Origin of the sequence: Salipiger bermudensis HTCC2601 (assembly GCF_000153725.1) — a bacterium.
GTDB classification, from domain to species: Bacteria; Pseudomonadota; Alphaproteobacteria; order Rhodobacterales; family Rhodobacteraceae; genus Salipiger; species Salipiger bermudensis.
Genome location: NZ_DS022279.1, coordinates 134,278 through 153,958, shown reverse-complemented (window position 1 = coordinate 153,958; position 19,681 = coordinate 134,278). Strand labels below are relative to the sequence as shown.

Below are 19,681 nucleotides of genomic sequence, written 5' to 3'. Positions count from 1 at the left end.
GCCACCGCTCGCAAGCGCCCCTCACACACAGGACCGACACGCGCATGATCTACGAAGAACGCGATTACCACATCAAACCCGGCAAGCTGCAAACCTTCGTCGGCCTCTACCGGGACCACGGTGTCGAGCTGCAGAAGAAGCACCTCGGCACCTTCATCTCCTATTTCACCACTGAGATCGGAGAGCTGAACCACGTGGTCGCGCTCTGGGGCTACGAGAGCCTCGACCAGCGCGCCGAGATGCGGGCCCGGATGCTGGCAGACCCGGAATGGAGCGCCTATCTCGCCATGGTGGACGGCCTGATCCAGAGCCAGAACACACGCATCCTGACACCCGTCGACTTCTCGCCGCTGCAATGACCGAGCTTGTCGTCACCACCCCCGACGGCGCAAAGCTCAAGGCCCGTCGGCACGGACAGGGGCAGCCGCTGGTGCTTGTGAGCGGCCTCGGCGGGACCGCCGGATTCTGGGATCCAGCCATCGCCCTGCTGGGCTCGGAGTTCGAGCTCATCACCTTCGATCAGCGCGGCATCGCCGGATCGAGCCGCGGCAGCGCGCCGGTCGATATCGCGCAGCTCGCCGCCGACGTGCTCACCGTCTGTGACGCCATGGGGGTCGAGAGCGCGGATTTCCTCGGCCACTCCACCGGCGGCTGTATCGTGCAGACCATTGCGGTCACCGCCGCCGAACGGGTGCGCAATCTGGTGCTCAGCGCCGCATGGCTGCGGCCCGGCAACTACCTGAAGGCGCTGTTCGAATTCCGCCTCCGCCTGCTCGCGACCGACCCTGCCGCCTATGCCGAGAGCGCCGCGCTGCTCTCCTATGCGCCCGAATGGCTCGAGGCGAACTGGACGAAATACGAACGCGCCACCGCGACCCCGCCGACCGATCCCGCCAAGCAGGCCATCGTCGCCGAACGCATCCGCGCCCTGCTGGCCTATGACGGGTCCGACCAGATCGGCCGCGTTGCTGCGCGCACTCTGGTGCTGGGTGCGCGCGACGACATGATCGTTCCGGCCTTCCTGCAAGAGGACCTTGCTGCCGAGCTGGCTGGCGCCGAGCTCCGGCTCCTGCCCGATGGCGGCCATTTCTACCCCGGCTCGCGAACCGAGACATTTGCGCCGCTGGTCGCAGACTGGCTCTCAGGCCGCGCCGAGACCATGACAAGCTGAGAGGACATTATGAGACTGCAAGACAAGATCGCCGTGATCACCGGCGCCGCGTCCGGGATCGGTCACGAAACCGCCAGACGCTTTGCGCGCGAAGGGGCGGTCGTCATCGTCGCCGACCGCAATGAAGACGCCGCCGAGACCGTCGCGCAGGAGCTGCGTGACACCGGCGCGGCGGCCGAAGCCGTGGCCTTCGATGTCTCTGTCGAGGCCGAGGTCAAGGCGCTGCTCGATGGCGTGGTCGAGCGGCACGGCCGGCTCGACATCCTCGTGAACAACGCGGGCTATGGCATCGCTGGAACCGTCGCCGACACCAGCGTCGAGGATTGGGACGCACTGTTCTCGGTCAACGTGCGCGGCGTCTATCTTGGCTGCAAGCACGCGGTGCCGATCTTCACCGCGCAGGGCGGCGGCATCATCGTCAGCACCGCGTCGGGTGGGGCCATCGTGGGCATCGCCAACCGGGCCGCCTACACCGCCTCGAAAGGCGCGGTCTCAGCGCTGACCCGTGCCATGGCCATCGACCACGCCGATGCCAATATCCGCGTGAACTGCGTCGCCCCCGGCACCATCGAAACGCCCTACTTCACCGAGATCTTCGCCAAGTCCCCGGACGCGGCCGCGCTGCGCAAGGGCCTTGAGGACCGGCAGGTCATGGGCCGGATGGGGCGCCCCGAAGAGATCGCGAACGCGATCCTCTTCCTTGCCAGCGACGATGCGACATTCTGCACCGGTTCGACCCTCGTGGTCGATGGCGGCTGGACCATACGCTGACGACCCGCCCCGCCGCCGCTCGGCCTTTGCTGCGGCGGGAGAAAGCCCTGATCGATCGGCTCTCCCAAGCTTCCCGCGGCTGGAGGGCCTGCAGGGCAGACTTTGGATCTTGGACCGGCCCCTCGTGTGCTCAGCGGCTTCGGCGCATTGAGCTTCGAGGGCCTGCAAGGCCTGGCGTGAGACGCCTGCGGGGCGGAGCGCGGTTCGAAGCGTCGGGCTTCGCCGACAGCAGTGCTAGTCTCCGGGCGCGGGAGGGCCATCATCCGGCCGGTCGGGACGCGAAATGTGCGGGGATGCGTCCTTGCCGTACCCGATATCGAAATAGCTGAGATACTTGTCGATCGCGTTGGCGATCGCTGCGTCCGGGCAGTCCGGTGTCGGCAGTCCGTAGATGTGCTTGCGGATGCCAATATAGACGATGCCGCCATGCAGGTTCCAGATGTCCTCCATGGTCGGCTGCTTGTCTGTCGTCGCCAAGGCGGCCGTCTCTGCAAGAACCGGCGTGAGAATCGTTTCGCTCAGATGCTCGAGATAGCGATGGTTCAGCGCCGCCCCGGCAAGACCCGAGAACATGAAGATTCGCATCCAGTCGTGCTCGAAGATCAGACCGCTGTATTCCGTGTAGAACTCCAGAAGCCGGGTCCTCAGCGGGGTTGAGCGGTCCGCCATGCGGGTAGGCCAGTCTGCCGACAAGCGGCCGAGATAAACCCGCTCGTAGACCGCTTCGAGCAGGTCCTCCTTGGTGGCGAAGTATTTGAAAAGAAGCGACTGCGTCACCCCGAGCCGCTTCGCCAACTGCCGCGTGTTGCCGTCGAGGCCGACCTCCGCGAAGAAGCGGACAGCCTCGGCGACGATCTGCTCGCGGCGCTCCCGCGGCGGCAGCCTGCGTCGCGTGCCGATATCGCCGTCCTGTCCCGTTGTGCCGTCCAAGCCGATGCCCTCGTTCTGTCGTCCCGAATTCCGTTTAGCAAATTTTTCTTGAAATGCTCAGAAAATAATAGATCATCCGATCAACAGGAGTGAGCAACCGATCATTAAGACAGCATGTCGGGATCGCTTTCCTGTAGGGAGGATACAATCATGAAGGCATCAGCGGGTGGCTACGCCCGGGCCGTCGACGTGCCCCACGCACTGGAACTGATGGCAGGCTCCGAAGGCGCCGGCCGGTTCCTCGCGGGAGGGCAGAGCCTGATCGCAGCGATGAACATGCGCCTGTCCGAAGGCGACATGCTGATCGACATCTCGAAAATCCCCGGCCTGTCCGGCGTTGCGGAGGACGGCGAGCGCCTGCGGATCGGCGCCCTGACGCGTCACGCCGAGATCGGACGCGATCCCCTGCTGCGCCAGCACGCCCCGCTCTTGTCAGACGCCGTGCGCTTTATTGCCCACGCGGCGATCCGAAATCGCGGCACGATCGGTGGCGCTCTTGCCCACGCCGATCCGGCTGCGGAATTTCCCGCCTGCATCCTTGCGCTCGGGGCGACCCTGCATGCGCACGGCCCCGACGGCGACCGAGACATACCGGCAGAGGCATTTTTCGAGGATGTCTTCACCACCGCGCTCGCCGAAGACGAGATCCTGACCGCGATTTCGGTTCCGAAGGCCGAGCCCGGTGAACGACATGTCATCGAAGAGATGGCCCGGCGCTCCGGCGATTATGCCCTGACCGGTCTGTGCCTCGTGCGTCGGTCCGCCGGGCACAGGCTGAGCGTGTTTTCCGCCGGGCCGGTTCCGATCCTCGCCAAGGGCGCGATGACCGCGCTTGACGCCGGGGATGCCGACGCCGCCGTCGAGGCGCTGCGCGCGGAGATCGAACCGTCGTCGGACACCCAGGCCACCGCGAGCTACCGGCGGCACCTCGCAGGGGTCCTCCTGCGACGCGCCATCGCCCGCATCGAAGGAGAGACCGCATGACACAAGCGTTTCGCGACAAGGTGGATGTTTCGCTGACCGTGAACGGAGAGCCAGTGGAGGCCCGCGTGCCCGCCGGCCAGCATCTGATCGATTTCCTGCGGACCGAACAGGGGCTCACCGGGGCGCATGCCAGTTGCGAGCACGGAGTCTGCGGTGCCTGCACCGTCCGGGTGGACGGCCAGTCGGTGCGCGGCTGCCTGACTCTTGCGGCGCAGGTGGATGGTGCCGAGGTCTGGACCGTCGAAGGGCTCACCGACAGCGGGTCGATCAACGATCTTCAGGACGCTTTCGTCGCGCGCAACGCGCTGCAATGCGGCTTCTGTACGCCGGGCATGCTCGTCGCCGCCGAGGAGCTTCTGGCGCAGGTTGCACGCCCCACGCGGGCCGAGATCCGGGAACATCTGTCCGGCAACTATTGCCGCTGCACCGGCTACGAAGCGATCGTGGACGTGGTGGAAAGCGTCGCGCGGGCACGCGCTGGAAAGGGCCTGTCATGACCATCGCATTCGGAAACCCGGACAGGCCCAATTCCTACATCGGCAAGACCGTGCCCCGTCCGAACGCGCCCAAGCTGGTGCAAGGCAGGGGGCGTTACGTCGATGACATCACCCTGCCCCGGATGGTGCACGTGGCATTCGTCCGCTCGCCCTTTGCCCATGCCCGTATCAAGGAGATCGACAGCGGCGAGGCGCAGGCCGTGAAGGGCGTGCTGCGCATCTTTACCGGTGCCGACATCGCGAAGGTCTGCACGCCGTGGGTCGGCGTACTGGCGCATCTCAAGGGCCTGAAGTCGCCGCCCCAGCATGCGCTTGCCGTGGACCGCGCCACGTGGGTCGGGGAACCTGTCGTGGCCGTCGTCGCCTCCACCCGTGCCGCCGCCGAGAATGCCGTCGCCCTGATCGATGTGGATTACGAACCGTTGCCTGCGGTGACGGACACGATGACCGCGCTCGACGCGGACACGCCGCTGATCCACCCCGATCTCGGGGACAACCTCGCCTTCCAGCGCCTGCACGAGGAAGGTGACGTGGAGGCCGCGATGGCCTCGGCACACAAGGTGGTCTCGGCGCAGTTCCGCACCGCCCGCCATACCGGCGTGACGCTTGAGCCGCGGTCGATCCTCGTCGACTGGAACCCGGCCGAGGGACAGATGACCGCGTATCACGCCACGCAGGCGCCGCACATGATCCAGACGGTCCTGGCCACGCACCTGGACCTGCCGGAAAGCCGCGTCCGGGTGATTTGTGGCGATGTTGGCGGCTCTTACGGGATCAAGGTCCACGTCTATCCGGACGAAGTGGCCACCGCTGCCATTGCGAGGATCATGGGCCGCCCGGTGAAGTTCATCGCCGACCGGCTGGAGAGTTTCTCCACCGACATCCATGCGAGGGATCACGAGATCGAGGCGAAGATCGCCTTGGATGCGGAGGGCAAGATCCTCGCCATCGACGTGGACGACTGGACCGGCATCGGCCCCTATTCCGTCTATCCCCGCACCTCGGCCATCGAGGGCAACCAGGTGGTGAACCTCTGCGGCGGACCGTATGAGTTCGCGAACTACCGCGCAAAGACCACCGTGGTCTTCCAGAACAAGGCCCCGACCTGCCAGTACCGCGCCGTGGGGCACCCGATTGCCGTGGCGATCACCGAGGGGCTGGTCGACATGGCCGCCGCCGCCATCGGCATGGACCCGGTGGAGATCCGGCGCCGCAACATGTACGCCGACGACTGCTACCCGGTGACGTCGCCCGCGAAGATGCGGTTCGAGGGGCTGTCGCATCACGCGTCCATGACCAAGTTGATGGAGATGATGGACTACGATGCGCTGCGGGCCGATCAGGCCGAGGCGCGCAAGCAAGGCAAGTCTCGCGGCATCGGCATCGCCTCCTTCATCGAGCTGACGAACCCGTCGCCCTTCATGTATGGCATCGGCGGGGCCCGCATCTCGGCGCAGGACGGCTGTACCGTCCGCATGGACCCTGACGGCTCGATCGTCGCGCTGTCGGGCGTCACCGAGCAGGGACAGGGCACCGAGGCGATGCTCAGCCAGGTTGTCGCCGAGGGCGTCGGCGTGTCTCCGTCCACCGTGCGCGTCATCACCGGCGATACGCAGGTCACGCCCTATGGCGGCGGCACCTGGGCCTCGCGTGGCGCAGGCATCGGGGGCGAGGCTGCCTTGCAGGCCGCGCGGGCGCTTCGGCAGTCCATCCTCGAGGTCGCAGCATCCATGCTGCAGGCGGATCCGGGCGCGCTCGACATTCGCGACGGCCAGGTGGTCGACAGCGACAGCGGCGCGCCACGCTTGCCGCTCGAGGAGCTGGGCCGCATCGTCTACTTCCGCGGCGATACGCTGCCAAAGGACCTGCCGCGCGAACTGGTACAGACCCGCCACTTCATCACGATGGACTACCCCTTCGCGTTCACCAACGGCGTGCAGGCGTCCTACCTCGAGGTGGACACTGAAACCGGGGTTGTCACCCTGCTGAAGCATTGGTGCGTCGAGGATTGCGGGCGGGTCATCAACCCGCAGCTCGTCGACGAGCAGATCCGGGGCGGTATCGTGCAAGGGCTCGGCGGGGCGCTTTACGAGGAGATACACTACGACAGTGACGGCCAGCTTCTGAACGGGTCGATGGCAGATTACCTCGTGCCGATGGCGGCCGAGATGCCGGACATGATCATCGGCCACGTCGAAACACCGACTGCGGAAAGCGAATTGGGGGCCAAGGGCGCGGGAGAGGCCGGCACGGCCGGGGCGCCCGCCGCGGTCATGAACGCGATCAACGATGCGCTGCGCCCGCTCGGCGGCCAGATCACCGAGATGCCCTTCACACCGGAACGCATCCTGCGTGCGCTCGGAACGATCGAGGACTGACACGAACAGACTGCAAAGGGGCGTCGGGAGAGCGCCCTGACAAAAGGGAGGAGACCCAATGACTTTCATGAAATTCGCGACCACCGGCGTTTGCGCTGTCCTGATGGGCAGCGCCGCGCTGGCGCAGCAGAGCATCACCGTCAACATCGGCTCATCGCACCCGGAGGCCAACATCTGGGTCTACGCGATGAAGAACACCTTCCAGCCGGAGGTGAACCGCATCCTCGAGGAGAACGGCAACGAGTACCAGGTGAACTGGGTCGAGAACTACTCCGGCACGCTCTACAAGTTCACCGACACGCGCGAGGCGGTCATGGACGGCATCGTCGACGTGGGCATGGTCGGCACGGTGTGGGAGGGGGCGAACATGCCGCTCCAGAACGTGACCTATTTCACGCCCTTCGCGACCGAGGATCACCGCATGATCATCGAGATCTTCGATGATCTTTCGGAGAACCTGCCAGAGCTGAAGGACAGCTGGTCGGAGAATGGCATGGTCCACCTCTCGTCGCTGATCACCGACAGCTACGACATTTACGCCACCTTCCCGGTCAGCACGATGGAGGACCTCCAGAACCGCAAGCTGAACGCCCCCGGCACGTCCGCCAACTGGCTGCGGGAAACCGGTGCGACCCCCGTCGATGGCGCGCTGACCACCTACTATACCAACATTCAGACCGGCGTGACCGAGGGCACCCTGTCCTTCGCCTCCGGGATCCTGCCGACCCGCGTCTACGAGGTCGCTCCGGAACTGACCCGCGTCGGCATCGGCTCGATGTATTTCGGCGGAATCGCGGCCAACCAGGACTTCTTCGAAGGCCTTCCAGACGCCGTCCAGGCCGCCTTCCGCGAGGCGGCGCAGGCCACGTCGGTCGCTCACGGAGACTACGTCGCGGACCTCGCGGCCCGCGCTCTGGACGAGATGCAGGCGGCCGGTCTCACGATCCACGAATTGCCCGATGCGGAAAAGGCCAAGTGGGTCGACGGGCTGCCGAACATCGTCGAGCCGTGGCTGGAGCAGACGGGCGAGGCCGGAAAGACCGTCCTGAAGGCGTATTTCGATGCCCTTGCGGACCGTGGCGCGACGCCTGCGCGGAACTGGGCCGAGGGTCTGTGACCCGTCCCGGACGACGCATCTGATCACCCCGTCCCGACCTGCGAAGGTCGGGCCGACCATGCGGCAGGATTGGTCACCAAGGGCAGGTATTCATGAGCGAAGACACCAGCGCGACCCCGGAGGACCAGTTCGTCCCGGCGTTTTCGGACGCCCCCGTGGGCGCAGTTCTCGGCAGCCTTGCAGCTGCCATGTCGGCCATCGGGACTGCCGCCATCGGGGCGCTCATGCTGCTGATCGTGGCTGACGTGATCGGGCGCAACCTGCTCGACCTCCCGATCACCGGCGTCTCGGAAATCGCCGGACGCACCGTTGTTGCCATCGTCTTCCTTCAGGTTCCGGCGGCGATCCTGCAACTGCGCCTCACCCGCGCCGATTTCCTCGTGCGGCGGATCGCACGCAGCTCGCCTCGGGCCGTGGCGCTCATGGAAATGTGCTTCTGCCTCGTCGGCGCGATCGTCTTCGCGCTGATCGTCTGGTCATCGTGGCCGAAGTTCACCTCGGCCTGGGCAAGCGGCGAATTCTTCGGGGTGCAGGGCGTCTGGACCATACCGACCTGGCCCTTCCGCGGGATCACCGTGCTGGGCGCCGCCACCGCGACCCTCGCCGCCCTCTACCGGGTGACCCGGGAGTTTCAGACATTGAAGGCCGCGCCATGACCACCCTGACCATCGGCTTCCTGCTCATTGCCGTGCTCATCGCCCTCGTGCTGCTCGGCATGCAGATCGCGTATGCGCTGTTTTCCATCGCCTTCGTCGGCATCTGGATCATTCGCGACAATATCGGCCTGGCATTCAGAATGCTCGAGCTGACGGCCTATTCCGGCATCGCCGACTACCTGTTTGCCACCATCCCGCTCTTCGTCCTCATGGGGTTGCTCGTGAGCGTGTCCAACGTCGGGCGCGACACGTTCGCGGTCGCGGAAGAGCTGCTGCGGCGCATGATCTGCGGGCTCGGGGTCGCCACGGTGGCGGCAAACACGATCTTCGCCGCCGTCACCGGCGTGTCGATCGCCTCCGCCGCGGTCTTTACACGCGTTGCGGTGCCGGAAATGACACGCCACGGCTATCGACCTGCATTTTCCGCAGGCACGGTCGCGGGGTCCTCCGTGCTGGGCATGCTGATCCCGCCAAGTCTGCTGCTGATCATCTACGGGGTGCTGGCCGAGGTCTCCATCGGCGGCATGTTCATTGCCGGCATCATCCCGGGGCTGATGCTCGCGGGGGGCTTCGTCGCCATGCTTGTCGGGGTGACCATGCTGGCCCCGCGCTTCGTGCTGACCGACCCCGACAGCACCCGCGCACGCAGGCTGGACAGAGATGTCACGCCCATGCCTCTGGGCGAGATGATCCGCAAGCTGATCCCGATCATCCTTCTCGTCATTCTCGTTCTCGGGGGCCTCTACTCGGGCTTCTTCACCCCGACCGAGGCCGGCGGCGTCGGCGCCTTCGGCGCGCTTCTCGTTGCCCTGTCGCGCAGGAGCCTCGACCGCCACAAGCTCTGGCAGGTGATGAAGCAGACGGGCGTGATCTCCGTCTCGATCCTGCTGCTTCTGATCGCCGCCTCGTTCTATTCGCGCATGCTGGCGATCGCGGGCCTGCCGAACGCCATCGCGGGCCTCGTGTCCGACTCCGGGTTCGGGCCGCTCGGCTTCATCTTCTTCTATGCGGCGATCATTCTCCTGATGGGGATGATCCTCGACAGCACCTCCATCCTTCTGATCATGGTCCCCATCGCTGCGCCGATCGCACAGGGGCTTGGGGTGGACCTCATGCATTTCGGCATCGTGACCGTGCTCGCGGTGGAGATCGGCCTCCTGACACCGCCGTTCGGCATTTCGGTCTTCACGGTCCACAACACGCTGAACGATCCGAATGTGTCAGTCGAACAGATCTTTGCGGCGACACTTCCGTTCATCGCGGTCATGATGCTGGTGCTGATCCTCGTTGCCCTGTTGCCCGTCACCGTCACCCTATTCCTCTAGCGACGCTGAGCCGACGTGACGCAAAGCGTCCGGCTCCCGAGTTGATCCCGGATCCGCAGGCGTTGGAAAAAGGCGAAAGGCGGCTTCCTGCGTACGGGAGAGGGCCGCCTGCTCAGCCTGTCCGCCCGGAAAGCCCTTGTCCGGGCGCCGCCCGCACCGTGCTCTGTGGTCAGGAATTCAGCATAGCCGGCCATTGTGCATGACAATTGGTCACCTTCCGATCGCGCATTAAGGCGTTGACCACGCGGTCTCTTGTTCCCCGCGGCGGCGCCACCGAAGGAGGGCGCAGAGGGACCAATCGTGCTGCACACCAATTCCGACATGCATCTTTTCGTCGCCGCGGTCGAGGAACAGGGCTTCGCCGCCGCCGCCCGCCGGCTCGCGATCAGCCCGTCCACGGTGAGCAAGGCGATCAACCGCCTCGAAGCCGCGCTGAGCGTGCGTCTTGTCGACCGCGATACCCGGCATTTTGTCGCCACGTCCGAAGGGCTCACCTTCTATCACGGCTGCTGCCGCGCCATCGAGGCCATGCAGGACGCCGAGGCCAGCGTTTCAGGCTCGAAACTGCAGGCGAAGGGCAAGCTGCGTGTTTCGGTCTCCGCGTCGACCGCGGAGGCGAGGATCGGCCCGATGATGCACGAGTTCCACGCCGCCTACCCCGAGATCGACATCGCGTTCCACCTGCGCAACGGCTACGTCGATCCGATCGAGGCAGGGGTCGACATCACGATCTCGCACGAACCCCCGGTCCGCGATACCTTTGTCGCGCGGCGACTGTGCTACACGCCACTGCTGGTCTGTGCCGCGCCAAGCTATCTCGAGCGCCGGGGCAGGCCCCAGCGCCCGACGGACCTGCGCGATCACAACTGCATCCTGAGCACGCGCGAGGTCTTCAACACCTGGCAGTTCGAAGAAGCCGGAGAATTGCGCCCGCAGCCGGTCCATGGCGCCTTCCGCGCCAGCCAGGGCTCGATGCTGCGCCAGCTGGCGCTGAGCGGGGTCGGGATCGCGAACCTGATGACCTATCAGGTTCGCGATGATCTCAGGGCCGGGCGGCTGGTCGAGCTGCTACCACGGTTCCGCCCGACGCAGGGCATCCCGCTCTATGCGGTCTACCACGACCGCCGCAACCTGAACGCCCGCATCCGCTGTTTCGTGGATTTCCTCGCGGACATCCTGACCCGCGATGACGACGCGCCAAGGCCCTATCCGCGCGAAGTTGGCACGTAGCAGGCCACCGCGTGGTCAGTGCGCCCGGTGGCCACCAACTCCGGCAGGCTTTCCGCGCAGGCGCCGATCGCGCGCGGACAGCGGGGCGCAAAGCTGCAGCCCTGCGGCGCCTGCTCCAGCCGCGGCGGGCGACCGGGGATCCCCATCAGGCGGCCCGCGCCGTCGCGGTGCCCCCTGGCCGCAGAGATCAGACCTTCGGCATAGGGGTGTTCGGGCGCGGCCAACAGCTGCCCCGCCGGGCCGCTCTCGACGATACGGCCCCCGTACATCACTGCGAGCCGGTCGGAGACCTGCGCCGCAACGCCGATGTCGTGGGTGACAAAGATCATCGCCATGCCGAATTCGCGCTGGATCTCGCGCAGCAGCAGAAGGATCTGGATCTGCACCGTCACGTCGAGCGCGGTGGTCGGTTCATCCGCCAGCAGGAGGCGTGGCCGCGCGGCCAGGGCCACGGCAATCATCACCCGTTGCCGCATCCCGCCCGAGAGCTCCTGCGGAAAGCTGTCCAGACGCCGCCGCGCAGACGGGATCTGGACCAGCTCCAGAAGCTCGAGCGCGCGCTTGCGCGCCTCGCCCCGCGAGATCGTCTCGTGGGCCCGGATCGCCTCGACGATCTGATCGCCGACCGTGAAGGTCTGGTCCATTGCCACCAGCGGTTCCTGGAACACCATGCCGATCCCTGCCCCGCGCAGACTGCGCAGGCCGCGCCGGTTCAGCTGCGTCACGTCCTGCCCGTCGAAGCTGATCTTGCCGCCAAGCGCGGCACTGTCGGGCAGCAGGCGCATGATGGAGCGCAGGGTGATGCTCTTTCCGGATCCGGATTCTCCCAGCAGGCCCACGGTCTCGCCGGGCGCCAGATCGAGATCCACACCGTTCACCGCATGCACATGGCCCTTGCCCTTGCGAAACCGGACCGACAGATCGCGCAGGCTCAGCAACGGTGTACCCTGATTGGTGAAATCAAGCATCTGCAGTCTCCTTGGTAAGCGCGTCGAGCCAGTCTGCGGCCTGACTGTGGCCCGAGGCCCGGTTGCACATATGGCAACTGATTTCGACCTCTCCGACCGGCACGGGCGCAGGATCGATCGCCTTGCAGACCCCTTCGGCATAAGGGCACCGGGCACGGAAACGGCACCCCGGCTCGGGATTGATCGGGTTCGGCGGATCCCCCTTCAGCGGCGGTTCCGCGATCTGCTTCGCCGGATCGAGGCTCGGCACGGCGGCGAGCAGCGCGCGCGTGTAGGGATGGCCCGGACGGTCGTAGATGGTTTCGGCCGGGCCGATTTCCGCGATCTGGCCGAGATACATGACCATCACGCGATCCGAGACCTCGCGCACCACGCCAAGATCGTGCGAGATGAAAAGATAGGTCAGCCCCTCTTCGGCCTTCAGATCGGCAAGCAGGTTCAGCACATCGGCCTCGACCGATTTGTCGAGCGCCGAAACCGCCTCGTCGAGGATGACGAGACGCGGCGCCGTGGCCAGCGCGCGGGCGATGTTGACCCGCTGACGCTGGCCGCCGGAGAGCTCATGGGCAAAGCGGTGCCCGAAGGCCTGCGGGTGCAGACCGACGCGGTCGAGCAGCATGCTCGCACGGTCCCGGGCCTTGGTCCGGTCGACGCCGGCCGCGCGCAGCGGGAACATCACGATGTCGAGGATGCGCGCCCGCGGGTTCAGCGAGGTCGAGCTGTCCTGAAACACCATCTGCATGCCACGGCGCAGCTCCTTGAGCGAGATGCCGTCACGCCCGCCGCCAAGGCCGCGACCGTCGAAGATGATTTCGCCCGCATCGCGCCTCGTCAGATCCAGAAGAAGCCGCGTCGTCGTCGATTTCCCGCACCCGGATTCACCCACGATGCCAAGGGTTTCGCCCTTCCCGATCCGAAACGAGACGCCATCGACCGCATGCACCTTCTCGGCCTTGCCCATCAGCCCCGAGCGCACGGGGAAGTGCTTCTTCAGGTCGCGCACGATCAGAAGCGGCTGGGCGGGGCCGCCGACATCCGGCAGCCCGAGGCTCTCTGTACGGATATGTTGCGTCATTTGTCGGTCTCCCGGATGTTCATTGCGGAACCGAGGCTGTCGCTCAGCAGGTTGAAACAGACAGAGGTCGCCACGATCATCACGCCCGGCAGGATCGAGAGCGTCGGGTTGATGTAGATGGCGTCGCGCAGCTCGTTCAGCATCGATCCCCATTCCGCCGCCGGCGGCGCGACGCCGAGACCGATGAAGTTGAGGCCCGCCGCAACCACGAGGCTGACTGCGATCAGGCTGGTCGCGAAGACCAGGATCGGGCTCAGCACGTTGGGCAGGACCTGGCTTGTCATGATGAGAAGGCGGCTGGCGGTCGTGGCCCGGGCCGCATCGACATAATCTTGGCGCGCGATCTGCACCGTGGCGCTTTCGGCGACGCGCAGCACCTGCGGGACGAAGACGACGGTCAGCGAGACCAGCGTATTGCCCAGACCGTTGCCCAGCACGCCCGAGATCGCCACTGCCAGCAGGATCGAGGGAAAGGCAAAGAAGATATCGGTGATCCGCATGATGATGCCGTTGACCAGTCGGCCCGACATGCCGGCGATGATGCCGAGCGTGCCGCCGATCAGCGTCGCCAGAACCACCGGCGTGATCCCCGAAAGCAGCGAGAGGCGCCCGCCCCAGATCAGGCGGCTGAGAATGTCGCGCCCGGTGGCGTCGGTGCCCAGCAGGTGGCCGGGCGTGCCGATCGGGCTCAGACGCGTCATCACCGAGCCGCTGTTGGGGTCGTGCGGCGCGATCAGCGGCGCGGCCAGCGCCGACACCACGATCGCCAGCAGGACCAGCGCAGAGGCGATGCCGACCCGGTCGCGCATCAGGCGCTGACCGACGGATCGCCAGTACCCCGGGGCCTTCGCGGCGGCAGAGACGGACGGGCTTGCGGATTGCAGTTGGGTCATGGTCACGGTCTTATCTCCGCATTCTGGGGTCGATCGCGGCCTGCGCCAGATCGATCGCGAGGTTGGTGAGCACGAAGAGCCCGGCGACCACGACAACGGTTCCCTGCAGGACGGGGATGTCGCGCCGGAAGATCGCGAGGTTGAGCAGCTGACCGCTTCCCGGCCAGTTGAACACCACCTCGATCAGGATCGATCCGCCGATCAGGAACCCGAACTGGAGCCCCATCACCGACAGGGCGGCGGACATGGCGTTGCGGATCACGTGGCGCAGGATGCGCCCCCGCGCGAGGCCCTTGGCCTGCAACCCGGCGATGAAATCCTGGCTCAGGATGTCCTGCACCGAGGCGCGCACCACGCGCGCCACCACGCCCATCGGCACCAGCATCAGCGCGAGAACCGGCATCACCATGTTGGAGAGATCGGAAAAGCTGCGCGGGATCCCGTCAGGAGAGGCCATGCCAGAGGCCGGCAGCCAGTTCACCGTCACGGAAAACAGCACCACGAGCACGATCGCGACCCAGTATTGCGGCAGCGAAACGCCGACGATGGCCAGCGCGCTGGCCGACCGGTCGATCCACGTGTTGCGGTGGTAGCCCGCGATGAGGCCAAGCGCCCCGCCCAGCACGAAGGCCAGCACTGCCGCCGGGATTGCCAGCACCATGGTGTTGAACAGCGCTCCGCCAAGCTGCCCGGCAACCGGCAGCCCGTCATAGAGCGACACTCCGAGGTCGCCCTGCACGGTGCGTTGCAGCCAGGCGAGATACTGGCGCCAGACCGGCTGATCAAAGCCGAGCTGCTGCTTCATCATCTCGGCGATCTGCGGCGAGGCCTCGAGCGGCAGCAGCGCCTCGACCGGGTTTCCGGGCTGCAGGAAGAGCAGCCCGAAGCTCACCACCGACACCCCGAGCAGGATCGGGATGGCCGACAGTATGCGGATCAGGGCATATCGGATCATGCCAATTCCTTTCTTGGCCGGGACAGGGCGCGGGTCTGGCGGGCACCGCAGGCCTGTTCGACGACGTGCCCGGCAGCAAGCAGGACCGCATCGGCGAAGGCCGGCCCAATGATCTGCATGGCCATCGGCAGGCCCTGCGCATCGAAGCCAGTACAGACGGAATGCGCCGGAAGCCCGGTAACGTTGCCCGCTCGCGAGCCGAGGCGGGTGTAGGTGGTGGCATCGCCATGCGGCGGCGCGACCGAGCCGGTCATTTCACAGACGATCAGGTCGAAATCCTCGAAAGCGTCCTCGAAGGCGGAGATGATGAGTGTGCGCACGCGCTGCGCTTCGATATATTCGGCCGCACCGATGATCGAGCCGGCAAGCAGGCGCGCACGGGATTCGAAGCCGTATTTCTCCGGCTGCTCTTCCAGATTGACGCGATGATAGGCAAAACTCTCCGACCGCGAGATCAGGTTGCAGACCGCGTCGATCTCCTTCAGCGGCGGCAGGGTCACGGAACGCACCTCCGCGCCCGCCTCACGCAATGCGTCGATGCCGCGAGACATGGCGTCGGCGACCTCGGGATCGGTCTGGATGTGGTCGGTCATCGCGTCCCAGACCCCGATGCGCAGTCCGGCCACGCCTTCGGTCACGCGCCGGGTGAAGGGCAGCGCCGGTGCTGCACGGGTGGAGGCGTCGCGCGGGTCGTCACCGGCCAGCACCTCCATCATCAGCGCGCAATCCTCGGAGCTCCAGCACATCGGACCGGGGTGATCGAGCGTATGCGACAGCGGGTAGACGCCCGACCGCCCCACGAGACCGTAGGTCGGCTTCAGCCCGGCAATGCCGCACCATGCCGCCGGCACCCGCACCGATCCCCCTGTGTCGGTGCCGATCGCGCCGGAACACAGGCCGGCCGCCACCGCCGCCGCCGACCCCGAAGACGACCCGCCGGTTTCGCGGCTCGGGTCCCACGGGTTGCGGGCGGGCGGAAACGGCAGGTCATGCGCGGTGCCGCCGATGGCGAACTCCCACGTGGTGGTCTTCCCGATCAGGATGGCACCGGCGGCCTCGAGGCGTTCCCACAGATGGGCGGAGCGCTCGGGGACGCGGTCGAGAAACAGCGCCGACTGGCCCGTGGTGCGAACCCCGGCGGTTTCCACGATGTCCTTGATCCCCATGGGGATGCCGTGCAGCGGACCGATACGCCGCCCGGCGGCGATCTCGGCATCGGCGGCGCGCGCGGCCGCCATGGCCTCGTCTTCGCGCACCAGCACGAAGGCGTGCAGCGTCTCGTTCAGGGCGGCGATCCGGTCGAGGCAGTCGCGCGTCAGCTGCTCCGAGGTCAGGGTTCCGGCTGCGATCCGTTCCGAGGCTTCGGCAATGGTCAGGAAGGAGGTGCTCATTTCACGCGCTCCCCACGCGCCAGACCGGTGGTCGCGCCGGCGCAGGGTTCAACGCCGAACGGCAGCGCACGACGCACGCGGGCAAAGGAAAACTCGAGATCGTCCGCCACGGCGCGGATGCGTGACAGGCTGGCCTCATCCGCCGCGAGCCCCAGCAGCGCGAGGCGATGATTGATGTAGGCGTCACGCTGTGCGCCTGAGTGGGTCGCGGCATCACGGGCCATGGGGGTATCCTTTTCACTGGGTCAGGCCGGACTATCGGAAACCGGACGCTCGGTCGGAAACAGCAAACTCGTCACGAGTGTCGTGACGGATTTTGCATCCCCTCGCCGCCCGGATCGTGGTTCTTCTGCAGGCACAGTCCGCCACACAAGCGCGGATCGGACCGGCGCGCCAAGGTCGCGCCGCCCTGCCAACAGGAGTAAGACATGAAACGCAGAACTTTCTTCCAGACCGGTCTGGCAGCCGCGACCGCCGCACCGTTTGCCGGCATGCTCGGGCTTCCGGCGATGGCGCAGGGCACGCAGCGCCTGCGCATCGCGATGACCCTGTCCGACATCCCCACCACCACCGGCATGCCCAGCCAGGGTGGCGAAGGCATGCGCTTTGCCGGCTACCCGGTGTTCGAACCGCTGGTCGCCTGGAACCTGCGCGAAGACACCGATCGCCGCGCCGAGACCATGCCCGGCCTTGCCAAGAGCTGGGAAATCGACCCCGAGGACAACACGCGCTGGATCTTCAACCTGCGCCCCGACGTGGCCTTCCACGACGGCACGCTGTGGAATGCGGATGCGGCGATCTGGAACCTTGAGCGTTTCTGGGACGAGGACAGCCCGCAGTTCGAGGTCGCCGCGGCCGGGACCGCGCAGGGCCGCGTCTCGCAGATGTCGAGCTGGGAAAAGATCGACGACATGACGATCGCCCTCATCACGACCGCGCCGTCGTCGTATTTCCCGCAGGCGCTGACGCAGCTGCTCTTTGCCAGCCCCTCGAAATTCGAGGAAAAGGGCGGCGATTGGGGGCAGGTCGGGCAGGATCCGGCCGGCACCGGCCCGTTCCGCATCACCAATGTGGTGCCGCGCCAGTCGATCACCATGCAGAAGAACCCCGATTACTGGGACCCCGCACGCATGGCGCAGGTGGACGAGATCGTTCTGACACCGATCCCCGACGCCAACACCCGACTGGCCGCGCTGCGCTCCGGTCAGGTCGACTGGATCGAGGTGCCGCCGCCGGATGCGATCCCGGGCCTCGAAGCCGCGGGGTTCGAGATCTCGATGAAGACCTACCCCCACATCTGGCCGCACATCTTCTCGTTCAACGAGGGCTCGCCCTTCCTCGACAAGCGGGTGCGTCAGGCCGCGAACTACGCCATCGACCGCGAAGGCCTCGCCTACCTGATGAATGGCACCGTGCGCCCGGCCTCGGGCTACGTGCCGCCGGAAGATGCCTGGTACGGCTCGCCCACGCAGGACTACAAGTACGACCCCGACCGCGCCCGTGAACTGCTGGCCGAAGCAGGCTACGGCCCCGACAACAAGGTCCCGATGAAGGTTCTGACCTCGTCGTCCGGTTCGGGGCAGCTGCTGCCGGTTCAGATGAACCAGCTGATGCAGCAGAACCTCAACGAGGTCGGGTTCGCCTGCGAGATCGAGGTGCTTGAATGGGGCCAGCTCATCAACGCCTTCCGCGCCGAGAAGGACTCCCCCGCGCGCGAAGGGGCGGACGCGATCAACATGAGCCTGTCCTTCCCCGGACCGGCGGAATGGCAGCGCTGGTTCCACGGCTCGAACCTGCCGCCCGTGGGCTCGAACTGGGGCTACTGGCAGAATGAAGAGTTCGATGCGCTCATCGATCAGGTCGGCGTGACCTTCGACCCCGAAGAGGTTGATGCGCTTCTGGCCCGCGCCCACGAGGTGCTGGTCGAAGAAGCGCCCTGGCTCTTCGTCGTGCACGACATGAACCCGCGCGCGCTTGCGCCGAACGTGGAAGACTTCGATCCCGCCCAGAGCTGGTATCAGGACTTCACCGGCATCCGGATGGGCTGACCGGAATGCATGACCGCCTGAACGACGCTTCGCCCGCCGCGGTGACCCCGGTCACCAGCCGGCATGCGGTCGGCAGCGATCCGGTGGCGGTCATGCCTCCCTTGCGCTCGGCGGTGATCGGCGCGCTGCTGATCACCGCCGGGCCGCTCAGCATGGGGGTCCTGACCCCCGCCCTGCCCCTGCTCGCGCAGGAACTGGCCATTGCACCGTCGCATGTCACCCTGCTGATCTCCCTCTATCTCGGTGCCTTCGCCATATGCCAGCTTCTGGCTGGCGCCGTGGCCGACTGTATCGGACGCCGCCGGACGGCACTGGTCTTCGCCGCGATCTACGTCGTCGGATCGCTCACCGGCATGGCGGCGGAAAGCCTCTGGCTTCTGATCGTGGCGCGGCTGCTGCAGGGCGTGGGCGTGTCCTCCGGTCTCGTGGTGTCGCGGGCGATGGTCCGCGACCAATATAGCGGCGACGTCGCCTCATCGGTGTTTTCCGTCACCAACACCTTCAACGCGGTCCTGCCGCTGATCGCCCCGTTTGCCGCCGCGCTGTTGTTGCAGGTGGCCCCTTGGCGCAGCGTCTTTGCGATGATGACAGCGCTCGGGATCGTCATGATGATCGTGTCGCTGCTGTTCCTGCGCGAATCCCTGCCCCCTTCCCACCGGCGCCCGATGCAGCTGCGTGCGCGGCTGGACGACTACGTGGCAATTCTGCGCCACGGCGCCTTCCTTCGGATGGCGATGACCATCGGCCTCTGCATCGGCGGGATCTACACTATGACCGCCGGCCTGCCCTTCCTGATGATGGACCGGCTGGGGCTCGGGACGCTCGGCTTCGGGCTCGTCACCATGTCGCAGACCAGCTGTTTCGTCGCCGGGTCGCTGCTGGCAACCCGGTTGTCGCGGCGGATCGGCTCCGCGCGGGTCACCTCTCTGGGGATCGCGGCGATCTTTTGCGGGGGTGTGCTCTTCGTCCTGCTGCCCGTCGCAACCCACCCTGCCCCGTGGAGCTACATGGCCGGCATATGGCTTTGGGTGATGGGGAACGGGTTGGCCATGCCCGGTCTCGTCTCCGAGACCCTGCGCCGTCGCTCGGAGGCGTTCGGCGCCGCCTCTGCCGTGCTCGGCTTCCTTCAGATCGGCGTCGGCTTCGTGGGGTCGCTGACGCTGGCCGCCGTCTTTGCGGATCCGGTGGCCGGGATCACCGTTCTGGTGCCTCTGGCCGCGACCCTCGTTCTGGTGATGACCCTGGTGGACCGCAGGGTCTCTGCCCGCGCGGCAACGGCAGGACGCGGCTGA

The 19,681-nt window shown here is 66.4% G+C and carries 19 protein-coding genes; 12 read left to right on the top strand and 7 right to left on the bottom strand.

The features are described 5' to 3' along the window. Positions 1 to 44 precede the first annotated feature (44 nt). The 3 genes from R2601_RS24640 to R2601_RS24630 are packed head-to-tail and all read left to right on the top strand — an operon-like array spanning position 45 to position 1,942. On the top strand, positions 45 to 359 hold the full coding sequence (locus R2601_RS24640) for an NIPSNAP family protein (protein ID WP_007803819.1): 315 nt from the start codon (positions 45 to 47) through the stop codon (positions 357 to 359). Beyond that, positions 356 to 1,171, top strand: coding sequence for an alpha/beta fold hydrolase (locus R2601_RS24635; protein ID WP_007803818.1), 816 nt, complete (start codon positions 356 to 358; stop codon positions 1,169 to 1,171). The genes R2601_RS24640 and R2601_RS24635 overlap by 4 nt, the downstream gene beginning before the upstream one ends. 9 nt (positions 1,172 to 1,180) lie before the next feature. Further along, the gene (locus tag R2601_RS24630; protein WP_007803815.1) at positions 1,181 to 1,942 is read left to right on the top strand and encodes an SDR family oxidoreductase; all 762 of its coding nucleotides are present in this window, start codon (positions 1,181 to 1,183) and stop codon (positions 1,940 to 1,942) included. Between the two features lie 234 nt (positions 1,943 to 2,176). Here R2601_RS24630 and R2601_RS24625 read toward each other — a convergent pair whose 3' ends face one another. Further along, the gene (locus tag R2601_RS24625) at positions 2,177 to 2,872 is read right to left on the bottom strand and encodes a TetR/AcrR family transcriptional regulator (RefSeq protein ID WP_007803813.1); all 696 of its coding nucleotides are present in this window, start codon (positions 2,870 to 2,872) and stop codon (positions 2,177 to 2,179) included. Positions 2,873 to 3,022: 150 nt separating this feature from the next. Between R2601_RS24625 and R2601_RS24620 the strand changes: the two genes are divergently transcribed. The 7 genes from R2601_RS24620 (at position 3,023) to R2601_RS24590 (ending at position 11,059) form a co-directional block, all read left to right on the top strand. Further along, positions 3,023 to 3,856: an FAD binding domain-containing protein gene (locus R2601_RS24620; protein WP_007803811.1), complete on the top strand. Its 834-nt coding sequence runs from the start codon at positions 3,023 to 3,025 to the stop codon at positions 3,854 to 3,856. Then, the gene (locus R2601_RS24615; RefSeq protein WP_007803810.1) at positions 3,853 to 4,353 is read left to right on the top strand and encodes a (2Fe-2S)-binding protein; all 501 of its coding nucleotides are present in this window, start codon (positions 3,853 to 3,855) and stop codon (positions 4,351 to 4,353) included. The genes R2601_RS24620 and R2601_RS24615 overlap by 4 nt, the downstream gene beginning before the upstream one ends. After that, entirely contained in the window at positions 4,350 to 6,731 is a 2,382-nt protein-coding gene (locus tag R2601_RS24610) for a xanthine dehydrogenase family protein molybdopterin-binding subunit (protein ID WP_007803808.1), read from the top strand. The genes R2601_RS24615 and R2601_RS24610 overlap by 4 nt, the downstream gene beginning before the upstream one ends. 58 nt (positions 6,732 to 6,789) lie before the next feature. Beyond that, positions 6,790 to 7,848, top strand: coding sequence for a C4-dicarboxylate TRAP transporter substrate-binding protein (locus tag R2601_RS24605; protein WP_007803806.1), 1,059 nt, complete (start codon positions 6,790 to 6,792; stop codon positions 7,846 to 7,848). Positions 7,849 to 7,940: 92 nt separating this feature from the next. After that, complete coding sequence (locus R2601_RS24600) at positions 7,941 to 8,504, top strand: TRAP transporter small permease subunit (protein ID WP_007803805.1); 564 nt, start codon at positions 7,941 to 7,943, stop codon at positions 8,502 to 8,504. Next, entirely contained in the window at positions 8,501 to 9,829 is a 1,329-nt protein-coding gene (locus R2601_RS24595; RefSeq protein ID WP_007803802.1) for a TRAP transporter large permease, read from the top strand. Before R2601_RS24600 ends, R2601_RS24595 begins: the two co-directional genes overlap by 4 nt. A gap of 300 nt (positions 9,830 to 10,129) precedes the next feature. Beyond that, on the top strand, positions 10,130 to 11,059 hold the full coding sequence (locus R2601_RS24590) for a LysR family transcriptional regulator (protein WP_007803801.1): 930 nt from the start codon (positions 10,130 to 10,132) through the stop codon (positions 11,057 to 11,059). Here R2601_RS24590 and R2601_RS24585 read toward each other — a convergent pair. From R2601_RS24585 to R2601_RS24560, 6 genes are read right to left on the bottom strand one after another with little or no spacing between them, the layout of a single operon-like run. Then, positions 11,035 to 12,027 (bottom strand): ABC transporter ATP-binding protein, encoded by a 993-nt coding sequence (locus R2601_RS24585; protein WP_007803799.1) that lies wholly within the window; start codon positions 12,025 to 12,027, stop codon positions 11,035 to 11,037. The genes R2601_RS24590 and R2601_RS24585 overlap by 25 nt on opposite strands. Continuing rightward, entirely contained in the window at positions 12,020 to 13,102 is a 1,083-nt protein-coding gene (locus tag R2601_RS24580) for an ABC transporter ATP-binding protein (protein WP_007803797.1), read from the bottom strand. Before R2601_RS24580 ends, R2601_RS24585 begins: the two co-directional genes overlap by 8 nt. After that, on the bottom strand, positions 13,099 to 13,995 hold the full coding sequence (locus R2601_RS24575; protein ID WP_040546065.1) for an ABC transporter permease: 897 nt from the start codon (positions 13,993 to 13,995) through the stop codon (positions 13,099 to 13,101). Before R2601_RS24575 ends, R2601_RS24580 begins: the two co-directional genes overlap by 4 nt. A 10-nt stretch (positions 13,996 to 14,005) precedes the next feature. After that, positions 14,006 to 14,950, bottom strand: coding sequence for an ABC transporter permease (locus tag R2601_RS24570; RefSeq protein WP_007803793.1), 945 nt, complete (start codon positions 14,948 to 14,950; stop codon positions 14,006 to 14,008). Next, a complete protein-coding gene (locus tag R2601_RS24565; RefSeq protein WP_007803792.1) occupies positions 14,947 to 16,341 on the bottom strand; it encodes an Asp-tRNA(Asn)/Glu-tRNA(Gln) amidotransferase GatCAB subunit A in 1,395 nt (464 codons plus the stop codon). The genes R2601_RS24570 and R2601_RS24565 overlap by 4 nt, the downstream gene beginning before the upstream one ends. Beyond that, positions 16,338 to 16,565, bottom strand: a complete 228-nt coding sequence (locus tag R2601_RS24560) for a hypothetical protein (protein WP_007803790.1) — start codon at positions 16,563 to 16,565, stop codon at positions 16,338 to 16,340. Before R2601_RS24560 ends, R2601_RS24565 begins: the two co-directional genes overlap by 4 nt. Positions 16,566 to 16,769: 204 nt before the next feature. Between R2601_RS24560 and R2601_RS24555 the strand changes: the two genes are divergently transcribed. Together R2601_RS24555 and R2601_RS24550 are read left to right on the top strand one after the other, a co-directional pair. After that, positions 16,770 to 18,389, top strand: a complete 1,620-nt coding sequence (locus R2601_RS24555; RefSeq protein ID WP_007803787.1) for an ABC transporter substrate-binding protein — start codon at positions 16,770 to 16,772, stop codon at positions 18,387 to 18,389. A gap of 5 nt (positions 18,390 to 18,394) precedes the next feature. Continuing rightward, the gene (locus R2601_RS24550; protein ID WP_007803785.1) at positions 18,395 to 19,681 is read left to right on the top strand and encodes a multidrug effflux MFS transporter; all 1,287 of its coding nucleotides are present in this window, start codon (positions 18,395 to 18,397) and stop codon (positions 19,679 to 19,681) included.